Here is a 20679-nt window from a genome sequence, read left to right as displayed (position 1 = left end):
GCGGCCACCTGACACACCCCGCCCACCTGGCGTACCCCTGCCACCTGAGACCCACCTGACACACCTCTCCCACCTCGATCATGGCCACTCCGCGCGATGCGATTTAATTGCGAGGTATTCGCAACAGCAACCGAGAAGTGAACTGGGGTGGAGGGCATGACGGCCCGGTCCATACGGGTGACGGCCGCCATGGTCGCGGCGGGCACGCTGGCCACGGGCGCCGCCGCCTGCGGCAAGCCCGGCGGCGGAAACGGCGGGAACGGTTCCGGCGGGGTCAGGGACTCCCTCGTCGTCGGCATCGCGAACGAGCCGGAGACCCTCAGCCCCCTGCTCGGCTACGGCAAGGACGGCAACTCCAAGATCTTCGACGGCCTGCTGCGCCGCGACGCGGACATGAAGCTCCGCCCCGCCCTCGCCGCGTCCCTCCCGAAGGTCACCGACGACGGCCGCACCTACACCTTCCCGCTCCGGCACGGCGTGAAGTTCAGCGACGGCAAGCCCTTCACCGCCGAGGACGTCGTCTTCACCTACCGGACGATCCTCGACGAGAAGACCAACAACGCCGACAAGGGCGAGCTCGCCGCCGTCGACAAGGTCACCGCCCGGGGCGACGACACCGTCGTCTTCTCCCTCAAGTACCCCTACGCGCCCTTCGCCGAGCGCACCGTCCTGCCGATCGTCCCCGAGCACGCCGCCAAGGGGCAGGACGTCAACACCGGCCCCTTCAACACCAAGCCCGTCGGCACCGGCCCCTACGTCCTCACCGGCTGGAGCAAGGGCGAGAAGCTGACCTTTAAGGCCAACCCCGAGTACTGGGGCGGCGAGCCGAAGGTCAAGAAGCTCACCATGGCCATCATCAAGGACGACGACGTCCGGGCCACCCGGCTGCGCAGCGGCGACCTCGACGGCGCCATCCTGCCGCCCAACCTCGTCAAGGGCTTCCAGGGCGACGACGGCAAGACGACGATCACCGCGAAGACCACCGACTTCCGGGCCGTGACCCTGCCCACCGCCAACAAGGTCACCGGCGACACCGCCGTCCGCCGCGCCCTCGACCTCGCCGTCGACCGCGACGCCATGGTCAAGAGCCTGCTGGAGGGCGCCGGCCGGGCCGGCTACGGGCCCGTCCCCACGAACAGCGACTGGTTCGCCAAGGGCACCGAGCGCCCGTACGACCCGGAGAAGGCCAAGAAGATCCTCGACGACGCGGGCTGGAAGCCCGGCGGCGACGGCGTCCGCGAGAAGGACGGCGTACGCGCCGAGTTCACCCTCTGGTTCCCCGCCGGCGACAAGCTCCGCCAGGAGCACGCCCTCGCCTTCGCCTCCGACGCCAAGAAGATCGGCATCCGGGCGAAGGTGCAGAGCGGCACCTGGGAGGTCATCCAGCCGCGCATGAAGGACGACGCCGTCCTCGCCGGCGGCGGCAACCCGGCCGACCCCGACTTCGACCTCTACAACCTCCTGCACTCCTCCCTCGCCCTCGACGGCTTCAACAACATGGCCGCCTACAAGAACCCCGAGGTCGACAAGGCCCTGGAGGAGGGCCGCCGCAGCGGGGACAAGGCCGTCCGCAAGGCCGCGTACGACAAGATCCAGCACGCCCTCGCCGACGACCCCGGCTACGTCTTCCTCACCCACGTCGACCACCTCTACGTGATGAAGGACAACTGGAAGGACCTCACCACCCAGGTCGAGCCGCACGACCACGGCCTCGGCGCCGGCCCCTGGTGGAACGTCGAGGACTGGCAGCCGAAGCGGTGAGCACCCGCGGGACCCGCAGGAGTCGTAGGACGGCCCTGCCCTGGGGGCCGATGGGCCGCATGGCGGGACGGCGGCTGCTCGCCGCCGTCCCCGTCCTGCTCGTCGTGACCTTCGCCGTCTTCGCCGTCGCCGCCGCCTCCCCGTTCGACCCCGCCCGGGTCTACGCGGGCGGCGGCGGCCCCGGCACCGGACAGGACGTCCTCGACCAGCTCCGCCACAACCTGGGCGCCGACCGGCCGTTCGCCGCCCGCTGGTGGGACTGGCTGACCGCCGCCCTCGGCGGCGACCTCGGCGTCTCCACCACCCTGCGGCAGCCCGTCGCCCAGGCCATCGGCGAACGCATCGGCTGGTCCGTGCTGCTCTGCGGCACCGCCTTCGCCGCCGCCGTCCTGGCCGGCACCGCGCTCGGCGTGCTCGCCGCCCGGCGCCGCGGCGGGCTCCTCGACCGGGCCGTCACCTCCCTGGCGTACGTCCTGGAGGCGGCGCCGCCGTTCTGGCTCGGCCTGCTGGCCGTCTGGTTCTTCGCCCTCAAGACCGGCGCACTGCCCGCCGGCGGCCTCACCGACACCGGCAGCGACACCGTCACCGCCGGCCAGGTCGCCTCCCACCTGGTGCTGCCCTCGGCCGTCCTCGCCGTCACCCAGCTCCCGTGGTTCGTGCTGTACGTCCGCCAGGGCGTCGGCGACGCGCTCGACGAGGACCCGGTGCGCGGCGCCCGCGCCCGCGGCCTCTCCGAACGCACCGTGCTGCTGGGCCACGCCCTCCGCTCCGGACTGCTGCCGGTCCTCACCCTGATCGGCTCCCGCGTCCCCGAACTGATCACCGGAGCCCTGCTCGTGGAGACCGTCTTCAGCTGGCCGGGCATCGCCTCCGCCACCGTCGACGCGGCGACCGGCGCCGACTTCCCGCTGCTCGCCGCGCTCACCGTGCTGGCCACGGCCGCCGTACTGATCGGGAACCTGCTGTCCGACGTGCTGTACGGGCTGGCCGACCCGAGGGTGGGCTTCGATGGCTGAGCTCGCGATATCCGCCCGGCGCCTCCCCAAGGGCGCGGTGAGCGCCGCCCTCGTCGCGGTCACCGTGCTCACCGTCCTCCTGGTCCCGCTCTTCGTCCCCCTCGACGAACAGGCCGTCGACCTGGCCGCCAAGCTCCGGGCGCCGAGCGCCGCCCACCCCTTCGGCACCGACGAGGTCGGCCGCGACCTGCTGCTCCGCTCCGTCTACGGGCTGCGGGTCTCGCTCCTCGTCGGCGCGGTCGCCGCCCTCGTCGCCACCGTCGTCGGCACGGCGGTGGGCGCCCTCGCCGGGGCGCTCGGCGGCTGGGCCGACCGCGTCGTCATGCGCGTCGTCGACCTCTTCTCCTCCGTGCCGCACCTGCTGCTCGGCATCTTCGTGGTGGCGATGTTCCGCCCCGGCGTCGGCCCGGTCATCGCGTCCATCGCCGTCACCCACTGGCTGTCCACCGCCCGCATCGTCCGCGCCGAGGTGCTGTCGCTGCGCTCCCGCCCGTTCGTCGACGCGGCCGTCTCCGGCGGCTCGTCGCGGCTGCGGATCGCCGTACGGCACCTGCTGCCGGGCGTCCTGCCGCAGGCCGGGCTGGCCGCCGTGCTGATGATCCCGCACGCGATCTGGCACGAGTCGGCCCTGTCGTTCCTGGGTCTGGGCCTGCCCACCCACCAGGCCAGCCTGGGCAACATGGTGCAGGCCGCGCGCGGTTCGCTGCTGGCCGGAGACTGGTGGCCGACCCTCTTCCCCGGCCTGTTCATCATCGTCCCCACCCTGGCCGTCGCGGGCCTGGCGGCCGCCTGGCGCGAACGCCTCTCGCCCCGGCGGCGATCGGAGCTGACGCTGTGACGGTCCCCACCCCGCCCCGACCCGATTCCCGCGGGGGAAAGCCCCCGCGCACCCCCCGGACGCCCGGGGACTCCACCCCCCGCCCCCCGCAACCGCGCTCCGCGCGGCCGGCCTCAAGCGCCGGCCGGGCTGAATCGGCCGCCCCGGTGCCCCGGGCCGAGCCGACCGATCGGCGCGTGCGGGCCACGCCGGCCCGGTCGGCACCTGAGGCCGAGCGGCAGGCGCACGAGCGAGGCGTACCAGCCCGGCCGGCGCTTGAGGCCGAGCGGCGCAGCCGCGACGAGGCGGGGGCGCGCGGGGGCGCAGCCCCTGCGAGAAACGGGAAGGGGCGGGACCGGGGCACAGCTCCGCAGGACACCACCCCCCTCCTGGACGTCCAGAACCTTTCCGTCCGCTTCCGCATGCGCGGCGCCCGCGACATCGCCGCCGTCACCGACGCCACCTTCCGCCTCCACCGAGGCGAATGCCTCGCCCTCATCGGCGAAAGCGGCTGCGGCAAATCCGTCCTCGCCTCCGCCCTCCTCGGCCTCCTGCCGGGCAACGCCCGCACGGAAGGCCACGCCTGGCTCGGCGGCGGCGACGACGGCACTGGCGACGGCAGCGGTGACGGCAGTGGCGCCCGCCTGGACCTCCTCGCCGCGGACGAGCGCACGCTCGCCCGCACCGTGAGAGGCCGCCGCATCGGCCTCATCCCGCAAAGCCCCGCCGCCCACCTCACTCCCGTCCGCACCGTCCGCTCCCAGCTCCGCGAGACCCTCCGCGAGCTGACCGGCCGGCGCGACGGCGAGGAGGCCGCCGCCGAACGCGCCGCCTTCCCCGCCGACCACCTCGACCGGCACCCGCACCAGCTCTCCGGCGGTCTCGCCCAGCGCGCCGCCACCGCCCTCGCCCTCGTCGGCGACGCCCCGCTGCTGCTCGCCGACGAGCCGACGACCGGACTCGACCGCGAGCTCGTGGACCGCACGGTCGACGCACTGCGCGCCCAGGTGGACCGGGGCCACACGCTCCTGATGATCACGCACGACCTGGCGGCGGCCGAGCGGATCGCCGACCGCGTCGCCGTGATGTACGCCGGCCGCATCGTCGAACTCGCCGACGCGGCAGCCTTCTTCGGCGAACCCGGCCCCCGCCACCCCTACGCCCGCGGCCTGCTCGACGCCCTGCCCGAACGCGCCTTCACCCCCATCCCCGGCATGCCCCCGGAACTCGGCGACCTGCCCGCCGGCTGCGCCTTCGCCCCCCGCTGCCCGCGCGCGGCGGACGCCTGCGCCGCCGTCCCGCCGCTCACGGACGGCGTCGCCTGCCACCACCCGAGGAGCGACCGTGCTTGAGCTGCGCCGCGTCACCGCCGGCTACGAGCCGCGCCGGCCCGTCGTCCGTGACGCCTCCCTCACCGTGGCCGCGGGCGAGGCGGTCGGGCTGCTCGGCCCCAGCGGCTGCGGCAAGTCCACCCTGGCGAGGGTCGCGGCGCTGCTGCACCGCCCCGACGCCGGCACGGTGACCCTGGACGGCGAACCCGCGCGCGGCTGGCGGCACCGCGCGCCGCGCGAGCAGCGCACCGCGTTCGGCGTGGTCTTCCAGCAGCCGAGGATGTCCGCCGACCCCCGGCTGCGGCTCCACGACCTGATCGCCGAACCGCTCCGCGCGACCGGCCGCCGCGCCGAGGCCCCCGACCGCGTCCGCGAACTCGCCGCCGCCACCGGCCTCACCACCGACCTGCTCACCCGCCGCCCGCACGAGGTGAGCGACGGCCAACTGCAACGCGCCTGCCTGGCCCGGGCCCTGGCGCTCCGGCCGCGCTGGCTGGTCTGTGACGAGATGACGGCCATGCTCGACGCCTCCACGACGGCCGCCCTGGTCGCCGTCGTCGAGGACTACCGCCGGGAGACCGGCGCCGGCCTGCTGGCGGTGGGCCACGACCCCGTCCTCCTGAACCGCTGGTGCGACCGGACGGTCCGCTGGCAGGAGGTGGCCGGCGAGCCGGCCGGGGCGGCGCGGACCGGTGAACGGGCGGCGGCCGCGGCGGTTCCGTCGGCCCGGGAGGTGGCCTCCGACGCGCGAGCGGGCAGGAGCGAAGGGCCCCCGCCCCCCGACTGACGGCCGTTCACCGCCCCGTGTCGTGCTCGACCACCGACCCCTCTGCCCCGCCAGGCGGAGCCGCCCCCCGTCCGGCGGGGACGAACCCGCCCCTGGGCCCGCGCGACGGTCACCGCATCCGGCCGCCGCCCTGACCGATGGCCGCTTGCATCCCGATCGCGGGCCCGGAGGGCGCCGGGCGGTCCGCTCGGCGGGGGCTGACGGGCCCGGGCCTGGGCGACAACGCCGCGGTCCTGTACCGGCCCGCCCTCCCGTCCGACGCCACTCCTCTCCGCTCCGTCCCTGACCAGGAGGACCCCCATGACCGCGCCCGCCAGGAAACGCCCCCGCCGCGCCGACACCGCCGCGTCCGCGGCGGACCGCTGCACCGTCACCGTCTGCCGCGGCTGCTGCTGCGGCACCCCCAAGATCCCCGGCGTCGACCACGCCGCCCAGCTCCGCGAGCTGCGCCGGGCCCTCGACGGCACGGCCACCGTGCGCGTCACCGACTGCCTGGACGTCTGTGAACAGGCCAACGTCATCGTCGTCCAGCCGTCCCGGGCCGGCCGCGAGGCCGGTGGCCGTCCGGTCTGGCTGGGCCTGTGCAACGATCCCGACGTCCCCGCGGACGTCGCCGCCTGGACGGAGGCGGGCGGCCCCGGCCTCGCCGACCCGCCGGGCGTCCTCGACCTCTACGTCTTCGCGCCCTCCCGGCGGGTGCGCGGAGGCGTGGCGGACTAGCCGGCCGGTGGCGGCCTCCCGCCACGCCCCTCTTGGCCGAAAGCCCTTTACGGGAGCGCATCCGTGTGATGACCTTGCCCGGCCGACGAGAACGGCCGATACGAGAACAGCGGATACGCGCACGGCTTCCGGGGGCGGGGCCGTAGGGGTGGGGGAGAACACACCGGTGCCCGACACCACAGAACGGACGACCGGGACGTGCCCGCGGTGCGGGGCCGAAATCCGGGCCGACGAACGGTTCACCGCCTGGTGCGCCGCCTGCGACTGGAACGTGGACCCGGCGCGGCCCGAGGAGCGGCCGGGCCGGCGGGAACGGACGCAGCGGGCGCTGGCCCGCCGGCACGGCGAACGGCTGCACGCCGAGGTGACGTCCGGCCGGCCGCTGCGGCCCCGGCGCGACGCCTCCGCGGTCCTCGCGCAGGTGATCGCGCTCGCCGTCCACGCAATGACCGCCGTCCTCGCCGTGGCGGGCGTCTGGCTCCTCCTGGCCGGCCTGGGCGGCGCCGGAATGGTGCTGGGGCCGGTCCTCCTGGTGCTGGCGTGGGTGCTGAGACCCCGGTTTCCCGGGCTGTCCGCGAAGGGCCCCGTCCTGCGGCGCGCCGACGCTCCCGAGCTGTACGCGCTCGTCGACGAGATCGCCGCCGTGGTCGGCACCCGGGGCGTGGACGCGATCGCGGTCGACACCGACGTCAACGCGAGCGTGACGACCTACGGAGTGCGCGGCCGCCGCCTGCTGACGCTGGGCCTGCCGCTGTGGGAGACCCTCACCCCGCAGCAGCGGATCGCCATCCTGGGCCACGAACTCGGCCACTACGCCCACGGGGACACCCGTCACGGGCACGTGGTGGCGACGGCCTACTGGTCGCTGACCACCTGGCACTACATGCTCGCCCCGATCGCGCGCCCGTCCCTCGCCGAAATGGCCGCGAACGTCTTCGGCCTCGTGCCGCGCCTGCTGGTCCGGGGCTTGCTCACGCTGCTCGACCACCTGACGCTGCGGGCCACCCAGCGGGCGGAGTACCTGGCCGACGCCGCTGCGGCCAGGGCCGGTTCCACCGAGGCGGCCGTGGGCTTCATGGACCGGCTCCTGGTCGCGGAGTCCGTGGTCACCGCCCTGCGCCGCGAGGCCGGTACCGCCCGGACGGGCCGGCGCGACGCCGGTCGCGACGAGGCCGCCCGGGCGGACGGGCTGTGGGCGCGTCTGGCCGAGCACACGGAGTCCATCCCCGAGCACGAGTACGAGCGCCGCCGCCGGGCCGGGGCCCTGCGGGGCCACGCCGTCGACTCGACCCATCCCCCGACCCACCTGAGGCGCGCCTGCCTGCTGCACGGTGAGCCTCTGCCGCCGGCGGTGACGGCGGACGACGGAAGGGAGCGGCGGATCGCCGCCGAACTCGCCGACGCCCGCGGCGCGCTGGCGCGGGAGCTCGTCCGTTACGGCGTGCGCGGTTAGCCGGGGAGGCACCGCTCACCCGGCCCGCTCACCCAGGCCCCCGCTCACCCACGCCCGCTGAACCAGACCCTCGCTCACCCAGGCAGCCTCACCGGTGCCGCACCAGCGGGAACGGCAGTGTCTCCCGGATCGACAGCCCCGTCAGGAACATCACCAGCCGGTCCACCCCGATCCCCAGCCCGCCCGTCGGCGGCATCGCGTACTCCAGGGCGCGCAGGAAGTCCTCATCCAGTTCCATCGCCTCGGGATCGCCGCCGGCCGCCAGCAGGGACTGCGCGGTCAGGCGGTTGCGCTGCTCCACCGGGTCCGTCAACTCCGAGTAGGCCGTGCCCAGTTCCGTACCGAACGCCACCAGGTCCCAGCGCTCGGCGAGCCGTGGGTCCGCGCGGTGGGGGCGGGTGAGGGGGGAGACGTCGGTGGGGAAGTCCTTGTAGAAGACCGGCAGGGTGGTCCGTTCCTCGACCAGCCGCTCGTACATCTCCAGGACGACGTCCCCGCGCCCCTGTTCCGGCCGGTGCGGCACCCCCGCCGCGTCGCAGTGCCGCCGCAGCTCCGCCTCGGGGGTGTCCGCGGACACCTCCTCGCCGAGCGCCTCCGAGAGCGCGCCGTACACCGTCCGTACCGGCCACACCCCGGAGATGTCGTGCCGGACGGTCTTCCCGGACTCCTCGGTGCGCACGGCCACCGCCGTGCCGTGCGCCGCGACCGCCGCCTCCTGGATCAGCTCCCGTGTCAGGTCCAGCATCACGTCGTAGTCGGCGAACGCCTGGTACGCCTCCAGCATGGTGAACTCGGGGTTGTGCTTGTAGGAGACGCCCTCGTTGCGGAAGGTGCGGCCCAGCTCGAAGACCTTCTCCAGGCCGCCCACGCACAGCCGCTTCAGATACAGCTCGGGGGCGATGCGCAGGTACAGGTCCAGGTCGTAGGCGTTGATGTGGGTGGTGAACGGGCGGGCGTTGGCGCCGCCGTGCACCTGCTGGAGCATGGGCGTCTCCACCTCCAGGTAGCCCCGCTCCAGGAGCCCCGCGCGCAGCGCCTGCACGGCCGCGCTGCGCGCCCGTACCGTCCGCCGGGCGTCCGGCGACACGGCGAGGTCCACGTAGCGCATCCGCACCCGGGCCTCCGGGTCGCTGAGGCCGTGCCGCTTGTCGGGCAGCGGGCGCAGGCACTTGGCGATCAGCCGGGCCCGGGTGACGAAGAGGGTGAGCTCGCCGCGGTCGGTGGTGCCGATCTCGCCCTCCGCCTCGATGTGGTCGCCGAGGTCGAGCCGCGTGAAGCGGCGCAGCAGCTCGGGACCGGAGCCGTCCCGCGTGACGGTGAGCTGGAGATCGCCCGACCAGTCGCGGAGCACGGCGAAGGCGATCCCGCCGTGGTTGCGCAGCAGCAGCACGCGGCCCGCCACGGCCGCCCGCTCCCCGGTGCGCACGCCGGGCGCGAGCCCCGCGTGCGCCGCGCGGACGGCGGCGGCCGTGTGCGTCCGGTGGGCGTCCGGCGGATACGGGTCGACGCCCTCCCGGCGGAGCCGCTCCAGCTTGCGGCGGCGCACCCGCACCTGCTCGGGCAGCCGCTCCAGCTCGTCGAGGACCAGGTCGCCCCCGGCCTCGGGGCCGCCGAGGCCCAGTTCGGACAGCGGCGGCAGTCCGGCCGTCGACGCCGGGCTGGCCATGCCGCGCGCCCGCCCCCGGCCCCACAGCTGCCCCAGGCTGGGCACCGAGACGAAGCCCTCGGCGATGCCCGAGGCCAGTCCGATCCGGGCGAGGGCGCCGGCGTCCGCGTAACAGAGGAAGCGGGGATGCCACTCGGGGTTGTACTTGACGTTCGACCGGTAGAGCGCTTCGAGCTGCCACCACTTGGAGAAGAACAGCAGCAGCCTGCGCCAGAGCCGTAGCACCGGCCCCGCGCCGATCCGGGCGCCCTCCTCGAACGCCGAGCGGAACACGGCGAAGTTGAGGGAGATCCGCTTGATCCCGAACCGGCCGGCCTGCGCGCACAGCCGCGCCACCATGAACTCCATGACGCCGTTGGGCGCCGCCCGGTCGCGCCGCATCACGTCGAGGGAGACCCCGTCCCGCCCCCAGGGCACGAAGGACAGGAGGGCGATCATCCGCCCCTCGCTGTCGAACGCCTCGACCAGCAGGCAGTCCCCGTCCGCCGGGTCGCCCAGCCGCCCCAGGGCCATCGAGAAGCCGCGCTCGGTCTCGGTGTCCCGCCAGGCGTCCGCGCGCCGGATGACCTCGCGCATCTCCTCGTCGGAGAGCGCGGCGTGCCGTCGTACGCGGACGGACGCGCCGGTGCGCTCCACCCGGTTGACGGCCTGCCGGGTCACCCGCATCTCCCGGCCCTCCAGGTCGAACGAGGCCACCTGGAGGATCGCCTCGTCGCCGAGCTGGAGCGCGCCCAGGCCCGAGCGGGCGTACGCCCGGGCGCCCTCCTCCCCGGCGCCCATCACCGCCGGCTGCCACCCGTACCGTCCGGCCAGCTCCAGCCAGGCGTCGATGGCCGGAGTCCACGCCTCCGGGTCGCCCAGCGGATCGCCGGAGGCCAGGCAGACGCCCGCCTCCACCCGGTAGGTGACGGCGGCCTTGCCGCTGGGGGAGAAGACGACGGCCTTGTCCCGGCGCGTCGCGAAGTAGCCCAGCGAGTCGCGGCCGCCGTACCGGGCGAGCAGGGCGCGGATGCGCGGCTCCTCGTCGCCGTGCAGCGCGGCCTCGAGGCGCTGCGAGCGGAACAGCGTCATCGTCGCGTTGAGCAGCGCCAGCGCGCCGAACAGGCCGAGCAGGAAGTACACCGGGTGCGGCGGGTGCCCGGCGAAGTGCCGGTTGCTGACCAGCCCGCCGCACACCTTGTTGGCCACGAACAGCAGCCGGTTCCCGCCGCCGCGCTCCAGCGACCCGGGGAACAGCTCCACCAGCCCCCAGCCCACCAGCGTGCCCGCCACGAGCCCGGCCACCAGCACCAGCAGCGCCCGGACGAACGCGCCCCGGCGCACCTGCGCGTAGAACTCGCGGCGCGCCAGGACGAGCAGGGCCATCGCGGCCAGCGACAGGACCAGGGACGGGATCGTGTCCCAGTAGCCGACGGCGAGCAGCAGCGCGTCCGCCAGCACCAGCAGCGTCAGATAGGCGAGCACGAACCAGAGGGCGGGCCGTTTGCGGGCGGCCGTCGCGGTGGCGAGCAGCAGCAGGAACACCGCGTACGCCAGGTTGGGCGCCGTGGGGACGGTGAGGGTGTCCAGGGCGTTCGTCAGCGGGTGCGCCGCGCGGCGCAGCGGGGGGATCAGCGAGGTGAGCGCGCAGAACAGGCCGAGCAGGCCGAAGAAGAGGGCGAAGGCGCCGGGCACCCGGCGCAGCGGCCGACCGGGAGCCGGTCCGGCTTCCTCCGCGTCCCGACCGCCGGCGTCGCGCGCCGGTTCCCGCTCCACCGCGGTGCGCCCGCGCTCCCGGACTGTGCGGCTCATTCCGTCAGCCTAGGCAGGCCCGCGGCCGCACGCCCGTCGAACACCCCTGGAACGTAGACACGGGACATCACCCGTCCCGTGGCGTGGCTCGGACCACCCACTGACCCGATCGGGAGTTTGTCACCCGAAGGGAGGACATGTGCCATGCCGGGGCGCATGGCGCGATACGCGAGACTTGCGGACGACCGAAGCTCCGCCGAGGAGGCAACCATGGCCGTTTCCATCTCCGTGATCCTGCTTCTCGTGATTCTGGCCGTGGTGTTCCTGCGCAACGGGGGCCTGCGGGCGTCCCACGCGCTGGTGTGCGTCCTGCTCGGGTTCATGCTGGCCAGCACCAGCATCGCCCCGACCATCTCGCACGGCATCACCGCGACCGCCGACCTGGTCGCCAGCGTGCGGCCCTGACTCAGGGTGGCGGGGCAGCGTCGCATCGGCGCCGCACCGCGGTACCGAGGCGCCGTCCGGTGCGGACGGCGCCTCGTCGCTGCCCGGGGGCTCACGGCGGGTTTATCCGACGAAGACCCCGATGCCGTTGGGCACCGCCCGCTCCGCCCCGCCCGACGGGTGGTTGCGCACCGCCGCGCGCCCCCCGGAGCCCCGGGTGACCAGCGTGCTCGACCCGCCGCCGTCCAGGTTGAACGCGTCGACCGCGCCCAGCTTCCGCAGGGCGGCCGCCAGTTCGGCCAGGGTCAGCCCGGCGCGGTACTCGGCCCGGCCGTCCAGCGCCAGCAGATAGAGGCGCCGGCCGTGGTCGGCCACCCCCGCCGCGGTGCGCACCGCGGCCGTCGTGGCGTCCAGCCCGCCGAGGGCGCGGCCGTCCCGCAGGATCGGGAAGCCGCCCAGCGCGAAGCGCACCGCCCCGGACTCCCGCGCGCGCAGCCGCTTCGACACCTCCACCCGGTCGCCGACCTCCAGCCGGTTCAGGTCCCGGGCCCCGCCGTCCCGGCCCAGCAGCACCACGGAACCCCGGGGGACCGCGCCCTTGCCGGGCCGGTGGGAGACCGCCGCCACCCGGCCGTTCCGGACCGTGACCTCCGTCGTCGTCCGGCTGCACGGCGCGCCGCGGTCGGTGTCGGTGCCGCAGGTGGCGCGCAGCCGGGACGCCGGACCCCAGTCCGGGGTGTACGCGCCCACGCCGCCGACCGGCAGCGCGTACTGGTTGAAGCCGCTCAGCTCCAGCTCGTCGCCCCCGGACCGGACCACCCCCTCGAACCGCAGCCGGTCCAGGCGCGCCACCCGGTCGGTGCCCACCGCGAGGACGTCCTCGGTGGTGACCCCGCGCGGCATCGCCGGGCCGAAGCGCTGGCCGTCCAGGACCGCGGACTTCAGCGCCCGGCCGCCGGCCACGGCGGGGCCCACGGGCGCGCCGGTCGCGTCGACTCCGGGATGCTGCTCCTCCGCGATGTTGAAGAAGTCGCCGTTCACCCCGCCGACGGCGCCCCGCCGGTCCGCCAGCCGGGAGACGCTCTCCCGCGCCCCGACCACACCGGGGTACAGCAGGTCGACGGAGACCCGTTTCTCCCGCAGGTCCACGGTCAGCAGGTGCCCGTGCGCCGGCCCGTGACTCCCCCTCAGCGAGAACTCCCGGTAACCCACGCCGGGCGCCACCGCCGCCGGGGCGCCCAGCGACAGGGCGTCCGGCGCGCCGCTCACTCCGTCCGGCCCGGCCCACGCGCTGGCCCCGCCGGCCCCCGCGACCAGGGACACCCACGCCACCAGTCCCGTCAGCACCGCGCGCACGCGGCATCCGCGTCTCATCACCGTCACCCCTGAAGACCCGTCGACTGCACCACACCACAAGGGGCCCTATCCCTGCCCCGGAAGAACGGCGGCGAAAGCACCGGCGTCGAACCCGGCAACTCTCGGCACGTCCCTCCCGAACAGCCCTTCGGGCCCCGATACTTCACTGACAGCAACACGCGCAGCACAGGCGTATCCCGCGCACGGCCCGCGTGCGCGTTCCCCGAACTCCCGCTCCCCTGGAGGGACCGTGACCCCGTCCGTCTCCGGCCGTCCCGGACCGTCGCGCCACACCCGCCGCGCCGTCGTCGTCACCCTGGGCGCCGCCCTCGCGGGCACCGTCGCCCCGCCCGCCCTCGCCGGCACCGCCCGGGGCAGACACACCCCGCCGCCCCTGCGCCGCGCGCACGCCCACAACGACTACGAGCACCCGCACCCGCTCACCGACGCCCTCTCCCACGGCTTCGGCAGCGTCGAGGCCGACATCTGGCTCGTCGGCGACCAGCTCCTCGTCGCCCACGACCCCGCCGGCCTCGACCCGCGCCGCACCCTCGCCGCGCTCTACCTCGACCCGCTGCTGCGCCGCGTCCGGGCCAACGGCGGGCACGTATACCGGGGTTACGACACGTCGCTGCAACTGCTGATCGACATCAAGTCCGCGGGCGACGCCACGTACCGCGCCCTGTCGCGGGAACTGCGCCGCTACCGGGAGATCCTCACCGGCTGCGCGGACGGCCGGGTCAGGACCGGCGCGGTGACGGCCGTGGTCTCCGGCGACCGCGCGGCCCGCGGGCCGCTGGAGGCGGAACGGGTGCGGTACGCCTTCTACGACGGGCGGTTGACGGACCTCGGCACCGCGGCGCCCGCCTCGTTCCTCCCGCTCGTCAGCGACAACTGGGGGCAGAACTTCCGCTGGCAGGGGGCGGGGCCGATGCCCGCCGGGGAACGGGCGGCGCTGCGGGGGATCGTCCGGCGGGCGCACGCCGAGCACCGGCGGGTGCGGTTCTGGGCGACGCCCGACCTGCCCGGCCCGGCGCGGGAGGCGGTGTGGCGGGAGCTGCTGGCGGCCGGCGTCGACCACCTCAACACGGACGATCTGGCGGGTCTGGAGGCGTTCCTCCGCGCAGCTCGCTGAGCACGTGGCGGAACGCCTCCTCCGGCACCCGGGGCAGCAGCAGAGCCACGGCGTGGAGGAGCTTGCCGAGCAGGAACGTGGTGTCGGGCGTGGTCCGGACGAGCTCACGGACCGCGTCCCGGTCCTCCCGCCACACCGACTCCAGCAGCAACGCGACATCGGGCGCCGCCTCCTCGTCCGTCCGGACCCAGCCGGGCTCGTCCGGCGACCGGCCGGCGAGGTGCCGCAGCACCCGGTCGGCGACGCCGGGCCGGTACACCTTGCGGACCGCCTCGTTGGCGATCCAGACGAGGGCCGCGACGAGGTACCGGGCCTCGTCCGCCGCCATGTCGCCGGGCAGGCCGTCGTCGAAGGCGCGCTGGTTGCCGTGCCGGAAGGCCAGCAGGAGGCAGGCGGCCCGCGCCTTCGCCGCGGCGACATTCTGGTGCATATCGACTGTCATCCGGAAAATCGTACGGTCGGATCGTCGGGCCGGTGGGGTGCGCCACGCGGGCGGGAGCGGGGACCAGGACGGCGCAGGGGACCAGGACGGCGCAGGGGACCATGGCGACGCAGGGGACCGTGACGGAATGTCATGCTCCCGCGCGGGACGTGTGACGGTCCTGTCACCCCGCGGTGGCGGCGGCGCCCGGCGGAGGACGCTGGACGCATGGCCACCCCGCCCCAGCCGCCCCGTGACCGCCCGCCCGGCCCGCCGCCGGGCCCGCCGCCCGGCGCCTTCGGTCCCGCGCCCCCGGGCTGGCCGCCGCCACCGCCGCCGCCCGGGACGGGCCCGGAGGACGGCACGGACGGCGGGGAGGGCGGGGGCGGTTCGCGCCGGCGGTGGCTCCTGCTCGGCACGCTCGTCGGGGTGCTGGTGGGCGGGATCGGGCTCGCCGTCGCGCTGGTCGCGAAGGACGACCGCGACCGGCCCGCACCGGACGGCACCCCGACGGCCGGCGCCTCGGCGGGCCCGTCGCGGGACGTGTTCCCCACGTCCCTGCCGAGCCGGCTCCCCACGAGCCTCCCGACCCGGCTGCCCTCGGGCTTCCCGTCCCGGCTGCCCTCCGGGTTCCCCACGGAGCTGCCCACCGGCTTCCCGACCCGGCTCCCGCGCCTGCCGACCGCGCTCCCGACGGCCCTGCCGCCCGGGCTGCCCGGTGGGGTGTCGGCGGTCGGGGCGCGGTGAAGCGACGCCCCTCACCGGCGAGGTGACCACCTGTCGGGCGCTCGGAATCACCCGGCGCCCGGCCGGCTCCCGGCGCTACTGTGAGCGCCGGCCCCGGACCGTCGCACCGTGCGCCGGTGGCCGGGCCGGGGGAGGGATGGCCGATGAGGACGAGCGATACGGTCGAGGCGGGCGACGAGCGGGCGCGTCCGGTGAGCGGGCCGGACCACGAGGGGCGGTTCAGGGCCGGCGCGTGGGGACTGATCCGCCGGGACGACGGGCGGGTGCTCCTGCTGCTCCACGCCCGCGCGGGCGTGTGGACGCTGCCCGGGGGCCGGGTGGAGCCGGGGGAGACGCCCAAGGAGGCCGCCGTGCGGGAGGTGTGGGAGGAGACCGGCCTGCGCGGCACGGCCGGCCGGCTGCTGCTCGTCCGGCACGCGCGGGCCGGCACCTGGTTCGGCCCGCTGCGGCGCACCGCCGACGCCCTGCACTTCGTCTTCGCGATGGACGTCCCTGCCGGCCGGTTCGCCGACTTCCGCCTGCAGGAGGAAGAGGCCCTGGACGCGTGCTGGTGGGCCCCGGGCGAGCCCGTGAACGGTACGGACGCGCCGCTTCCGGCGCTCGTCACGGCCGCGGTCGAGGCGGCGGCGGGACGGCTGGAGGCGGCCGTGTACCTGGAGGACGAAGAGGTGAGATGACCCCTGGGGGGTGCGTCAGCGACGCGGCCCCCGGAGCGTCACGAGCTCGGCCAGCTCGGCGTCGCTCAGCTCGGTCAGCGGGGCGACTCCGCCGTCCCCGGCCGTCAGGACGGCGTCCGCCAGCGCCTGCTTGCGGCGCAGCAGTGCGGCGATCCGGTCCTCGACCGTGCCTTCGGTGACCAGCCGGTGCACCCGTACGGTCCTGGTCTGGCCGATGCGGTGGGCGCGGTCGGTGGCCTGGGCCTCGACGGCGGGGTTCCACCAGCGGTCGAAGTGCACGACGTGCTCGGCGCGGGTCAGGTTCAGGCCCGTGCCGGCGGCGCGCAACGACAGGAGCAGCACCGGCAGTTCACCGCTCTGGAAGCGCCGGACCAGGTCCTCCCGGCCGGCCACGGGAGTGCCGCCGTGCAGCAGGCGCGCGGGCACGCCGCGGTCGGCGAGGTGCCGTTCGAGGAGGCGGGCCATCCGCACGTACTGGGTGAAGACCAGGACGCTCGCACCGTCGGCGAGGGCGGAGTCGAGCAGGCCGTCCAGCAGCTCCACCTTGCCCGAGCGGCCCGCGAGGCGCGGTGCTGTGCTCTCCTCGCTCCCTTCGGCCTCCTTGAGGAACTGGGCCGGGTGGTTGCAGATCTGCTTCAGGCTCGTCAGGAGCCGGACGACCAGTCCGCGCCGCCGGGGGCCGTCCGCCTCCGTGATCTCGGCGAGCCGTTCGCGCACCACGGCCTCGTACAGCCCGGCCTGTTCGGGCGTCAGCGGTGCGACGAGGTCGGTCTCCGCCTTGGGCGGGAGCTCGGGCGCGATGCCCGGGTCGGACTTGCGGCGGCGCAGCAGGAACGGCCGGACGAGCGCGGCGAGGTGCCGGGCCGCGTCCGGGTCGGTGCCGGACTCGACGGCCCGGGCGTGGCGCCGGCGGAACGCGTCCAGCGGGCCGAGGAGGCCGGGCGTCGTCCAGTCGAGGATGGCCCAGAGCTCGGTGAGGTCGTTCTCCACGGGGGTACCGGTGAGCGCGACGCGCGCCTGCCCGGGGACGGCGCGCAGCCGGCGGGCGGTGGCGGAGTGCGGGTTCTTGACGTGCTGAGCCTCGTCGGCGACGACCAGACCCCACTCGGTGCTCTGGAGGTCGCCGCCCCGGAGGTCGCCGCCTTGGAGGCCGCCGCCCTGGAGGTCGTCGCCCTTGAGGTCGTCGGCGGACCGCCGCACCGTGCCGTACGTCGTGAGCACGAACTCGTCGGCCGACAGGCCGGCCAGGGAGCGGGACGTGCCGTGGAAGCGGCGGACGGGGACGCCGGGGGCGAAACGTTCGATCTCCCGCTGCCAGTTGCCCAGGACGGAGGCCGGGCAGACGACGAGCGTCGGACCCGCCGTCCCGGGCCGGGCGCGGCGGCGCAGGTGCAGGGCGATGAGGGTGACGGTCTTGCCCAGCCCCATGTCGTCGGCCAGGCAGCAGCCGAGACCGAGCGAGGTCATGCGGTCCAGCCAGGCGAGGCCGCGGAGCTGGTGGTCGCGCAGGGTGGCGGCGAGGCCGGCGGGGTGGGACACCGGCTCCCGGACGGCGCCGGGGTCGGCGATCAGGTCCCGGAGGGCCGCCAGCCGGCCGACCGGGCGGACCTCCACCGTCTCGTCGGGGCCCTCCCCGGTCGCGGCCCGGCCGGTGAGGGCGATGCCCAGGGCCTCGACCGGGGTGACCGCTCGCGCGCGCCGCTCACGGGCGCGGCGGACGGCGGCCGGGTCGACCAGCACCCACCTGTCCCGCAGCCGCACCACCGGACGGCGGGCCTCGGCGAGCCGGTCGAGGTCGGCGCGGCTCAGCTCCGCGCCGCCGAGGGCGTGACGCCAGCGGAACTCCAGCAGGGCGCCGGAGGAGAAGGCGGGCGGCCCGGCCGGGCGCCGGTCCGGGAGGGACGGTCCGGTGGTGCTCTCGGTGCTCCCGGTGCTTCTCGTGTCCTTTGCGCTGTCGGTGACGCCGGTGGCGTCCTCGGGGTTCTCCGGGGGGCCGACGACGGCGTGCGCGGTGAGGGTGCGGGCGAGTTCGCGCGGCCAGTGCACCTCGACGCCGACGGCGTCCAGCGCCGTGGTGGCGGGGCCCAGGAGTTCGACGGTCTCCGCGTCGGTCAGGTCGAGGGCGTCGGGTGCGGCGGCCGAGAGCAGCGGCTTCAGGGCGGGCCAGGCGCGGGCGGCGCGGCGGAGGGCGAGCCGGGCGCCGGCCCGGGCGCCCGGGCCGTGCAGGGACACGGCCGGAGACGCGCCGGACCACACCTCGGCGGCGTCGGCGACCAGCGCCGGGTCGGCGAGGTCGTGCACCTGGAGGACGGCCCGGAGGCGCGGGCCGGAGTCGCGGTCGCCGGTCGCCGTCAGGCCGTGGGCCTCGACGCGGAGGGAGAGCCGGACGGGCCTGGGGGTGGCCTCCGGTGCGGGCTCCGGTGCGGCCTCCGGGGTCGGTGGGCCGGGGGCCGGCCGGTGACGTGGTGGGGGTACGGCGGCGGGGGAGCGGGGCAGGCCGTCGGCGACGGCGTCGAGGAAGGCGAGGACCAGCCGCTCCGGTTCGGGCGCGGGGAGCGGGCCCGCGGCGGGTGGCAGGGCGGCGGCCAGGTCGCGGACGCGGCGGAGGTCCTCGGCGGCGAGGGGCGCGGTGTCGCCCGTCCGCGGGAACAGCCGCCCGCGCGCCGCCAGTTGCAGGGCGAGGACGGCGGCGGCGCCCCAGAAGGCGGTGGTCCCGTCGGCGCCGGCCGCGCGGGCACGGGTGAGGGCGGGCAGGGCGGCGCGCACGGGCAGGATCAGGGCGCTCACCTCCACCGGGGCCGCACCGGAACCGACGGTGATCGCCTCCACGGGCCCGCGCGCCTCGGGAGCCGTCCCGTCCGACCGCCAGAAGGCGACGCGGCCCGCGCCGGGCGGCTCGGTCGGCTCGGCCGGCAGGAAGGCGGCGGAGCAGCGGGCGAGCAGGGCGGCCTCGGCGGCCGTCGGGGTGGGCGTTGGGTTGGGCGGCGGGGTCACGGAGTGGTGCGTTCCTCGGGGCCGGGCGTGGGGTGCGGCGGTGGTGCGGGCGGGGCCGCCGAGGGTACAGGGCGGGCGGCCGGGCCCGTCGGCGAGGGCACCGGATCGCCGGGCCGGGAGCACACTGGAGGCGGGAACCGGGCGCGGACGCCGGGCGTTGTGCGGGCGACGTGGAAAAACGCGGAAGGACGCGGAAACCGGTCGGAGCGCGAGTCGCAGCGCGCATCGGAGCGCGAGGAGGCATGGAGATGAGCGGCAGGGCGAAGGTCGCCGCCGGTGGCGTGGCGGTGGGAGCGCTCCTCCTGCTGGTGCTGCCCTTCTGGCCGGCGGTACTGGTGATGGTGGGCGTGCCCGTCGGCGCGTACCTCCTGCTCGACCCCGCGCAGCGCAAGCGGCTGCGCCGGGTGTCGCGGAAGGAGCTGGGGCGCTAGCGGGGGCCGTCCGGCGGGTCTTCGGGGAGCGGCGAGCCGCGTCCGGCGGATGCGCGTCCTATCGCGAGCGGAAGGCCGCCCCTGTGCCGGGCGCCCCCGGCCGCGGCTGACGAGGCGGTTGAGGATGCCGGCCTGCCGGGCGTCGGGCCCCGCTGCCTGCCGGGTGTGGGGACCCGCTGCCCGCCGGGCGGCGGGAGCCCGTGCCTGCCGGGTTGTGGAGTCGGCGCCTGCCGGGCGTGGGGAGCCCGTGCCTGCCAGGCGTCGGGAGCCGGGGCCTGCCGTGCGGCGGGGGTCGGCCCCTGCCGGGGGTGGGTTAGCCCGTGCCTGCCAAGCGTTCGGAGCCGGGCCTGCCAGGCGACGGGAGCCCGCGGTGATCCGTCGGCAGGCTCTGGGTCCCGGCGGGTCCGGTGGCTCTCCGGGCAGCCTGCCCAGGGCGCGCGTGCTCACGCGCACGTCGCGGCCGCCACCTCGGCGATGGCCGGCCCTCTCAGCCCGGCTGCTGGCGGCGTACATCGCTGTCCTGGCGCAGCCGGTCCGTGTGCCGGGCGACCGCGTCCACGCGCGCGGCGAGATCCGGGTGGTCCGCGCGCAGATGCGGATGGGTGTCGGCCAGAGGTCCGACGAGGTGGGCCGCGTCGTCCTGGGCCAGGGCGCGGGACAGGTGGTCGATGGGGGCGGCGGCCTCGGCGGGGAGGCCGGGCAGGGACGTGATCTGGCCGGCGAGCCGCCGCAGGTCGGCCGCGTTGTCCCGGGCCCAGGCGGTGACGGTGCGCTCGGCCGCGCGGCGGTCGCGGGTGGCCTTGACCCGTTCCTCGCCGGTGGCCCCCGTGACGTCGGGGCGGAGCCGCAGATAGCGGCGCTCGGCCGCCTGGCGGCTGGTCACGCCCAGCGGGCGGGCGAGTTCGGCCCAGCTGGCGCCCGCGTCCCGGGCCGCCTCGATGAGGCCGGGCTCCCATTCGGCGAGCTGGTGGCGGACCTCGCGCAGCAGCAGGAGCGTGGCCAGGGCCTGTTCGACGCGGGTCGCCCCGGCGGTCGGGTCGTCCCCGCCCCCGTCCTCCCGCGCCGTCGCGCCGGCGCCGCGCACGGCCCGGTCGATGGTGCTGAGGGCCGCGGCGGCGGCCAGGAGCGAGGCCGGCCCGGGGGCCGGGGACGCTTCGGGGCGGTCGGCTGGTTCGGACACTGGATCTCCCTC

17 protein-coding genes are annotated in these 20679 nt (G+C 76.1%); 12 read left to right on the top strand and 5 right to left on the bottom strand.

The window, feature by feature from the left end; translation table 11 throughout:
• Positions 1 to 156 precede the first annotated feature (156 nt).
• The 7 genes from K7I03_RS02875 to K7I03_RS02845 all read left to right on the top strand — a co-directional run bounded on the left by K7I03_RS02875 (position 157) and on the right by K7I03_RS02845 (position 7885).
• The gene (locus tag K7I03_RS02875) at positions 157 to 1761 is read left to right on the top strand and encodes an ABC transporter substrate-binding protein (RefSeq protein WP_185942821.1); all 1605 of its coding nucleotides are present in this window, start codon (positions 157 to 159) and stop codon (positions 1759 to 1761) included.
• Between the two features lie 50 nt (positions 1762 to 1811).
• Positions 1812 to 2777: an ABC transporter permease gene (locus K7I03_RS02870; protein ID WP_185942927.1), complete on the top strand. Its 966-nt coding sequence runs from the start codon at positions 1812 to 1814 to the stop codon at positions 2775 to 2777.
• Positions 2770 to 3615 carry an ABC transporter permease gene (locus K7I03_RS02865; RefSeq protein ID WP_185942822.1) on the top strand — a complete coding sequence of 282 codons (846 nt, stop codon included), beginning with the start codon at positions 2770 to 2772 and terminating at the stop codon, positions 3613 to 3615. Before K7I03_RS02870 ends, K7I03_RS02865 begins: the two co-directional genes overlap by 8 nt.
• Positions 3616 to 4016: 401 nt before the next feature.
• On the top strand, positions 4017 to 4946 hold the full coding sequence (locus tag K7I03_RS02860) for an ABC transporter ATP-binding protein (RefSeq protein ID WP_185942823.1): 930 nt from the start codon (positions 4017 to 4019) through the stop codon (positions 4944 to 4946).
• Complete coding sequence (locus K7I03_RS02855; protein ID WP_224346836.1) at positions 4939 to 5712, top strand: ABC transporter ATP-binding protein; 774 nt, start codon at positions 4939 to 4941, stop codon at positions 5710 to 5712. The genes K7I03_RS02860 and K7I03_RS02855 overlap by 8 nt, the downstream gene beginning before the upstream one ends.
• Before the next feature lie 300 nt (positions 5713 to 6012).
• Positions 6013 to 6432 carry a (2Fe-2S) ferredoxin domain-containing protein gene (locus K7I03_RS02850; protein WP_185942824.1) on the top strand — a complete coding sequence of 140 codons (420 nt, stop codon included), beginning with the start codon at positions 6013 to 6015 and terminating at the stop codon, positions 6430 to 6432.
• A 166-nt stretch (positions 6433 to 6598) separates the two neighbouring features.
• Positions 6599 to 7885 carry a M48 family metallopeptidase gene (locus tag K7I03_RS02845; protein WP_224346835.1) on the top strand — a complete coding sequence of 429 codons (1287 nt, stop codon included), beginning with the start codon at positions 6599 to 6601 and terminating at the stop codon, positions 7883 to 7885.
• Positions 7886 to 7973: 88 nt separating this feature from the next.
• On the opposite strand, the gene lysX is transcribed toward K7I03_RS02845, so the two are convergent.
• Complete coding sequence (gene lysX, locus K7I03_RS02840; RefSeq protein WP_224346834.1) at positions 7974 to 11342, bottom strand: bifunctional lysylphosphatidylglycerol synthetase/lysine--tRNA ligase LysX; 3369 nt, start codon at positions 11340 to 11342, stop codon at positions 7974 to 7976.
• 210 nt (positions 11343 to 11552) lie between these two features.
• On the opposite strand from lysX, the gene K7I03_RS02835 reads away from it, so the two are divergent.
• Entirely contained in the window at positions 11553 to 11747 is a 195-nt protein-coding gene (locus K7I03_RS02835; protein WP_004940230.1) for a hypothetical protein, read from the top strand.
• Positions 11748 to 11849: 102 nt separating this feature from the next.
• Here the strand turns inward: K7I03_RS02835 and K7I03_RS02830 are convergent, their stop codons facing one another.
• Positions 11850 to 13100 carry a phosphodiester glycosidase family protein gene (locus K7I03_RS02830; RefSeq protein ID WP_221902963.1) on the bottom strand — a complete coding sequence of 417 codons (1251 nt, stop codon included), beginning with the start codon at positions 13098 to 13100 and terminating at the stop codon, positions 11850 to 11852.
• 232 nt (positions 13101 to 13332) lie between these two features.
• Here K7I03_RS02830 and K7I03_RS02825 point away from each other — a divergent pair, with 232 nt between their 5' ends.
• The gene (locus tag K7I03_RS02825; protein ID WP_185942825.1) at positions 13333 to 14217 is read left to right on the top strand and encodes a phosphatidylinositol-specific phospholipase C/glycerophosphodiester phosphodiesterase family protein; all 885 of its coding nucleotides are present in this window, start codon (positions 13333 to 13335) and stop codon (positions 14215 to 14217) included.
• Here the strand turns inward: K7I03_RS02825 and K7I03_RS02820 are convergent.
• Entirely contained in the window at positions 14165 to 14659 is a 495-nt protein-coding gene (locus K7I03_RS02820; RefSeq protein WP_185942826.1) for a hypothetical protein, read from the bottom strand. The genes K7I03_RS02825 and K7I03_RS02820 overlap by 53 nt on opposite strands.
• A gap of 207 nt (positions 14660 to 14866) precedes the next feature.
• Between K7I03_RS02820 and K7I03_RS02815 the strand changes: the two genes are divergently transcribed.
• Positions 14867 to 15385, top strand: a complete 519-nt coding sequence (locus K7I03_RS02815; RefSeq protein WP_224346833.1) for a hypothetical protein — start codon at positions 14867 to 14869, stop codon at positions 15383 to 15385.
• A gap of 143 nt (positions 15386 to 15528) precedes the next feature.
• A complete protein-coding gene (locus tag K7I03_RS02810) occupies positions 15529 to 16062 on the top strand; it encodes an NUDIX hydrolase (protein WP_185942827.1) in 534 nt (177 codons plus the stop codon).
• 15 nt (positions 16063 to 16077) lie between these two features.
• Here K7I03_RS02810 and K7I03_RS02805 read toward each other — a convergent pair whose 3' ends face one another.
• Positions 16078 to 19056: a DEAD/DEAH box helicase gene (locus K7I03_RS02805; protein ID WP_185942828.1), complete on the bottom strand. Its 2979-nt coding sequence runs from the start codon at positions 19054 to 19056 to the stop codon at positions 16078 to 16080.
• Positions 19057 to 19304: 248 nt separating this feature from the next.
• On the opposite strand from K7I03_RS02805, the gene K7I03_RS02800 reads away from it, so the two are divergent.
• Entirely contained in the window at positions 19305 to 19487 is a 183-nt protein-coding gene (locus tag K7I03_RS02800; protein ID WP_185942829.1) for a hypothetical protein, read from the top strand.
• Between the two features lie 487 nt (positions 19488 to 19974).
• Here K7I03_RS02800 and K7I03_RS02795 read toward each other — a convergent pair whose 3' ends face one another.
• Positions 19975 to 20667, bottom strand: a complete 693-nt coding sequence (locus K7I03_RS02795; protein ID WP_185942830.1) for a type III effector protein — start codon at positions 20665 to 20667, stop codon at positions 19975 to 19977.
• Positions 20668 to 20679 lie beyond the last annotated feature (12 nt).

Origin of the sequence: Streptomyces mobaraensis (assembly GCF_020099395.1) — a bacterium.
GTDB lineage: Bacteria > Actinomycetota > Actinomycetes > Streptomycetales > Streptomycetaceae > Streptomyces.
This window is presented reverse-complemented; position numbering and strand designations above follow the sequence as displayed.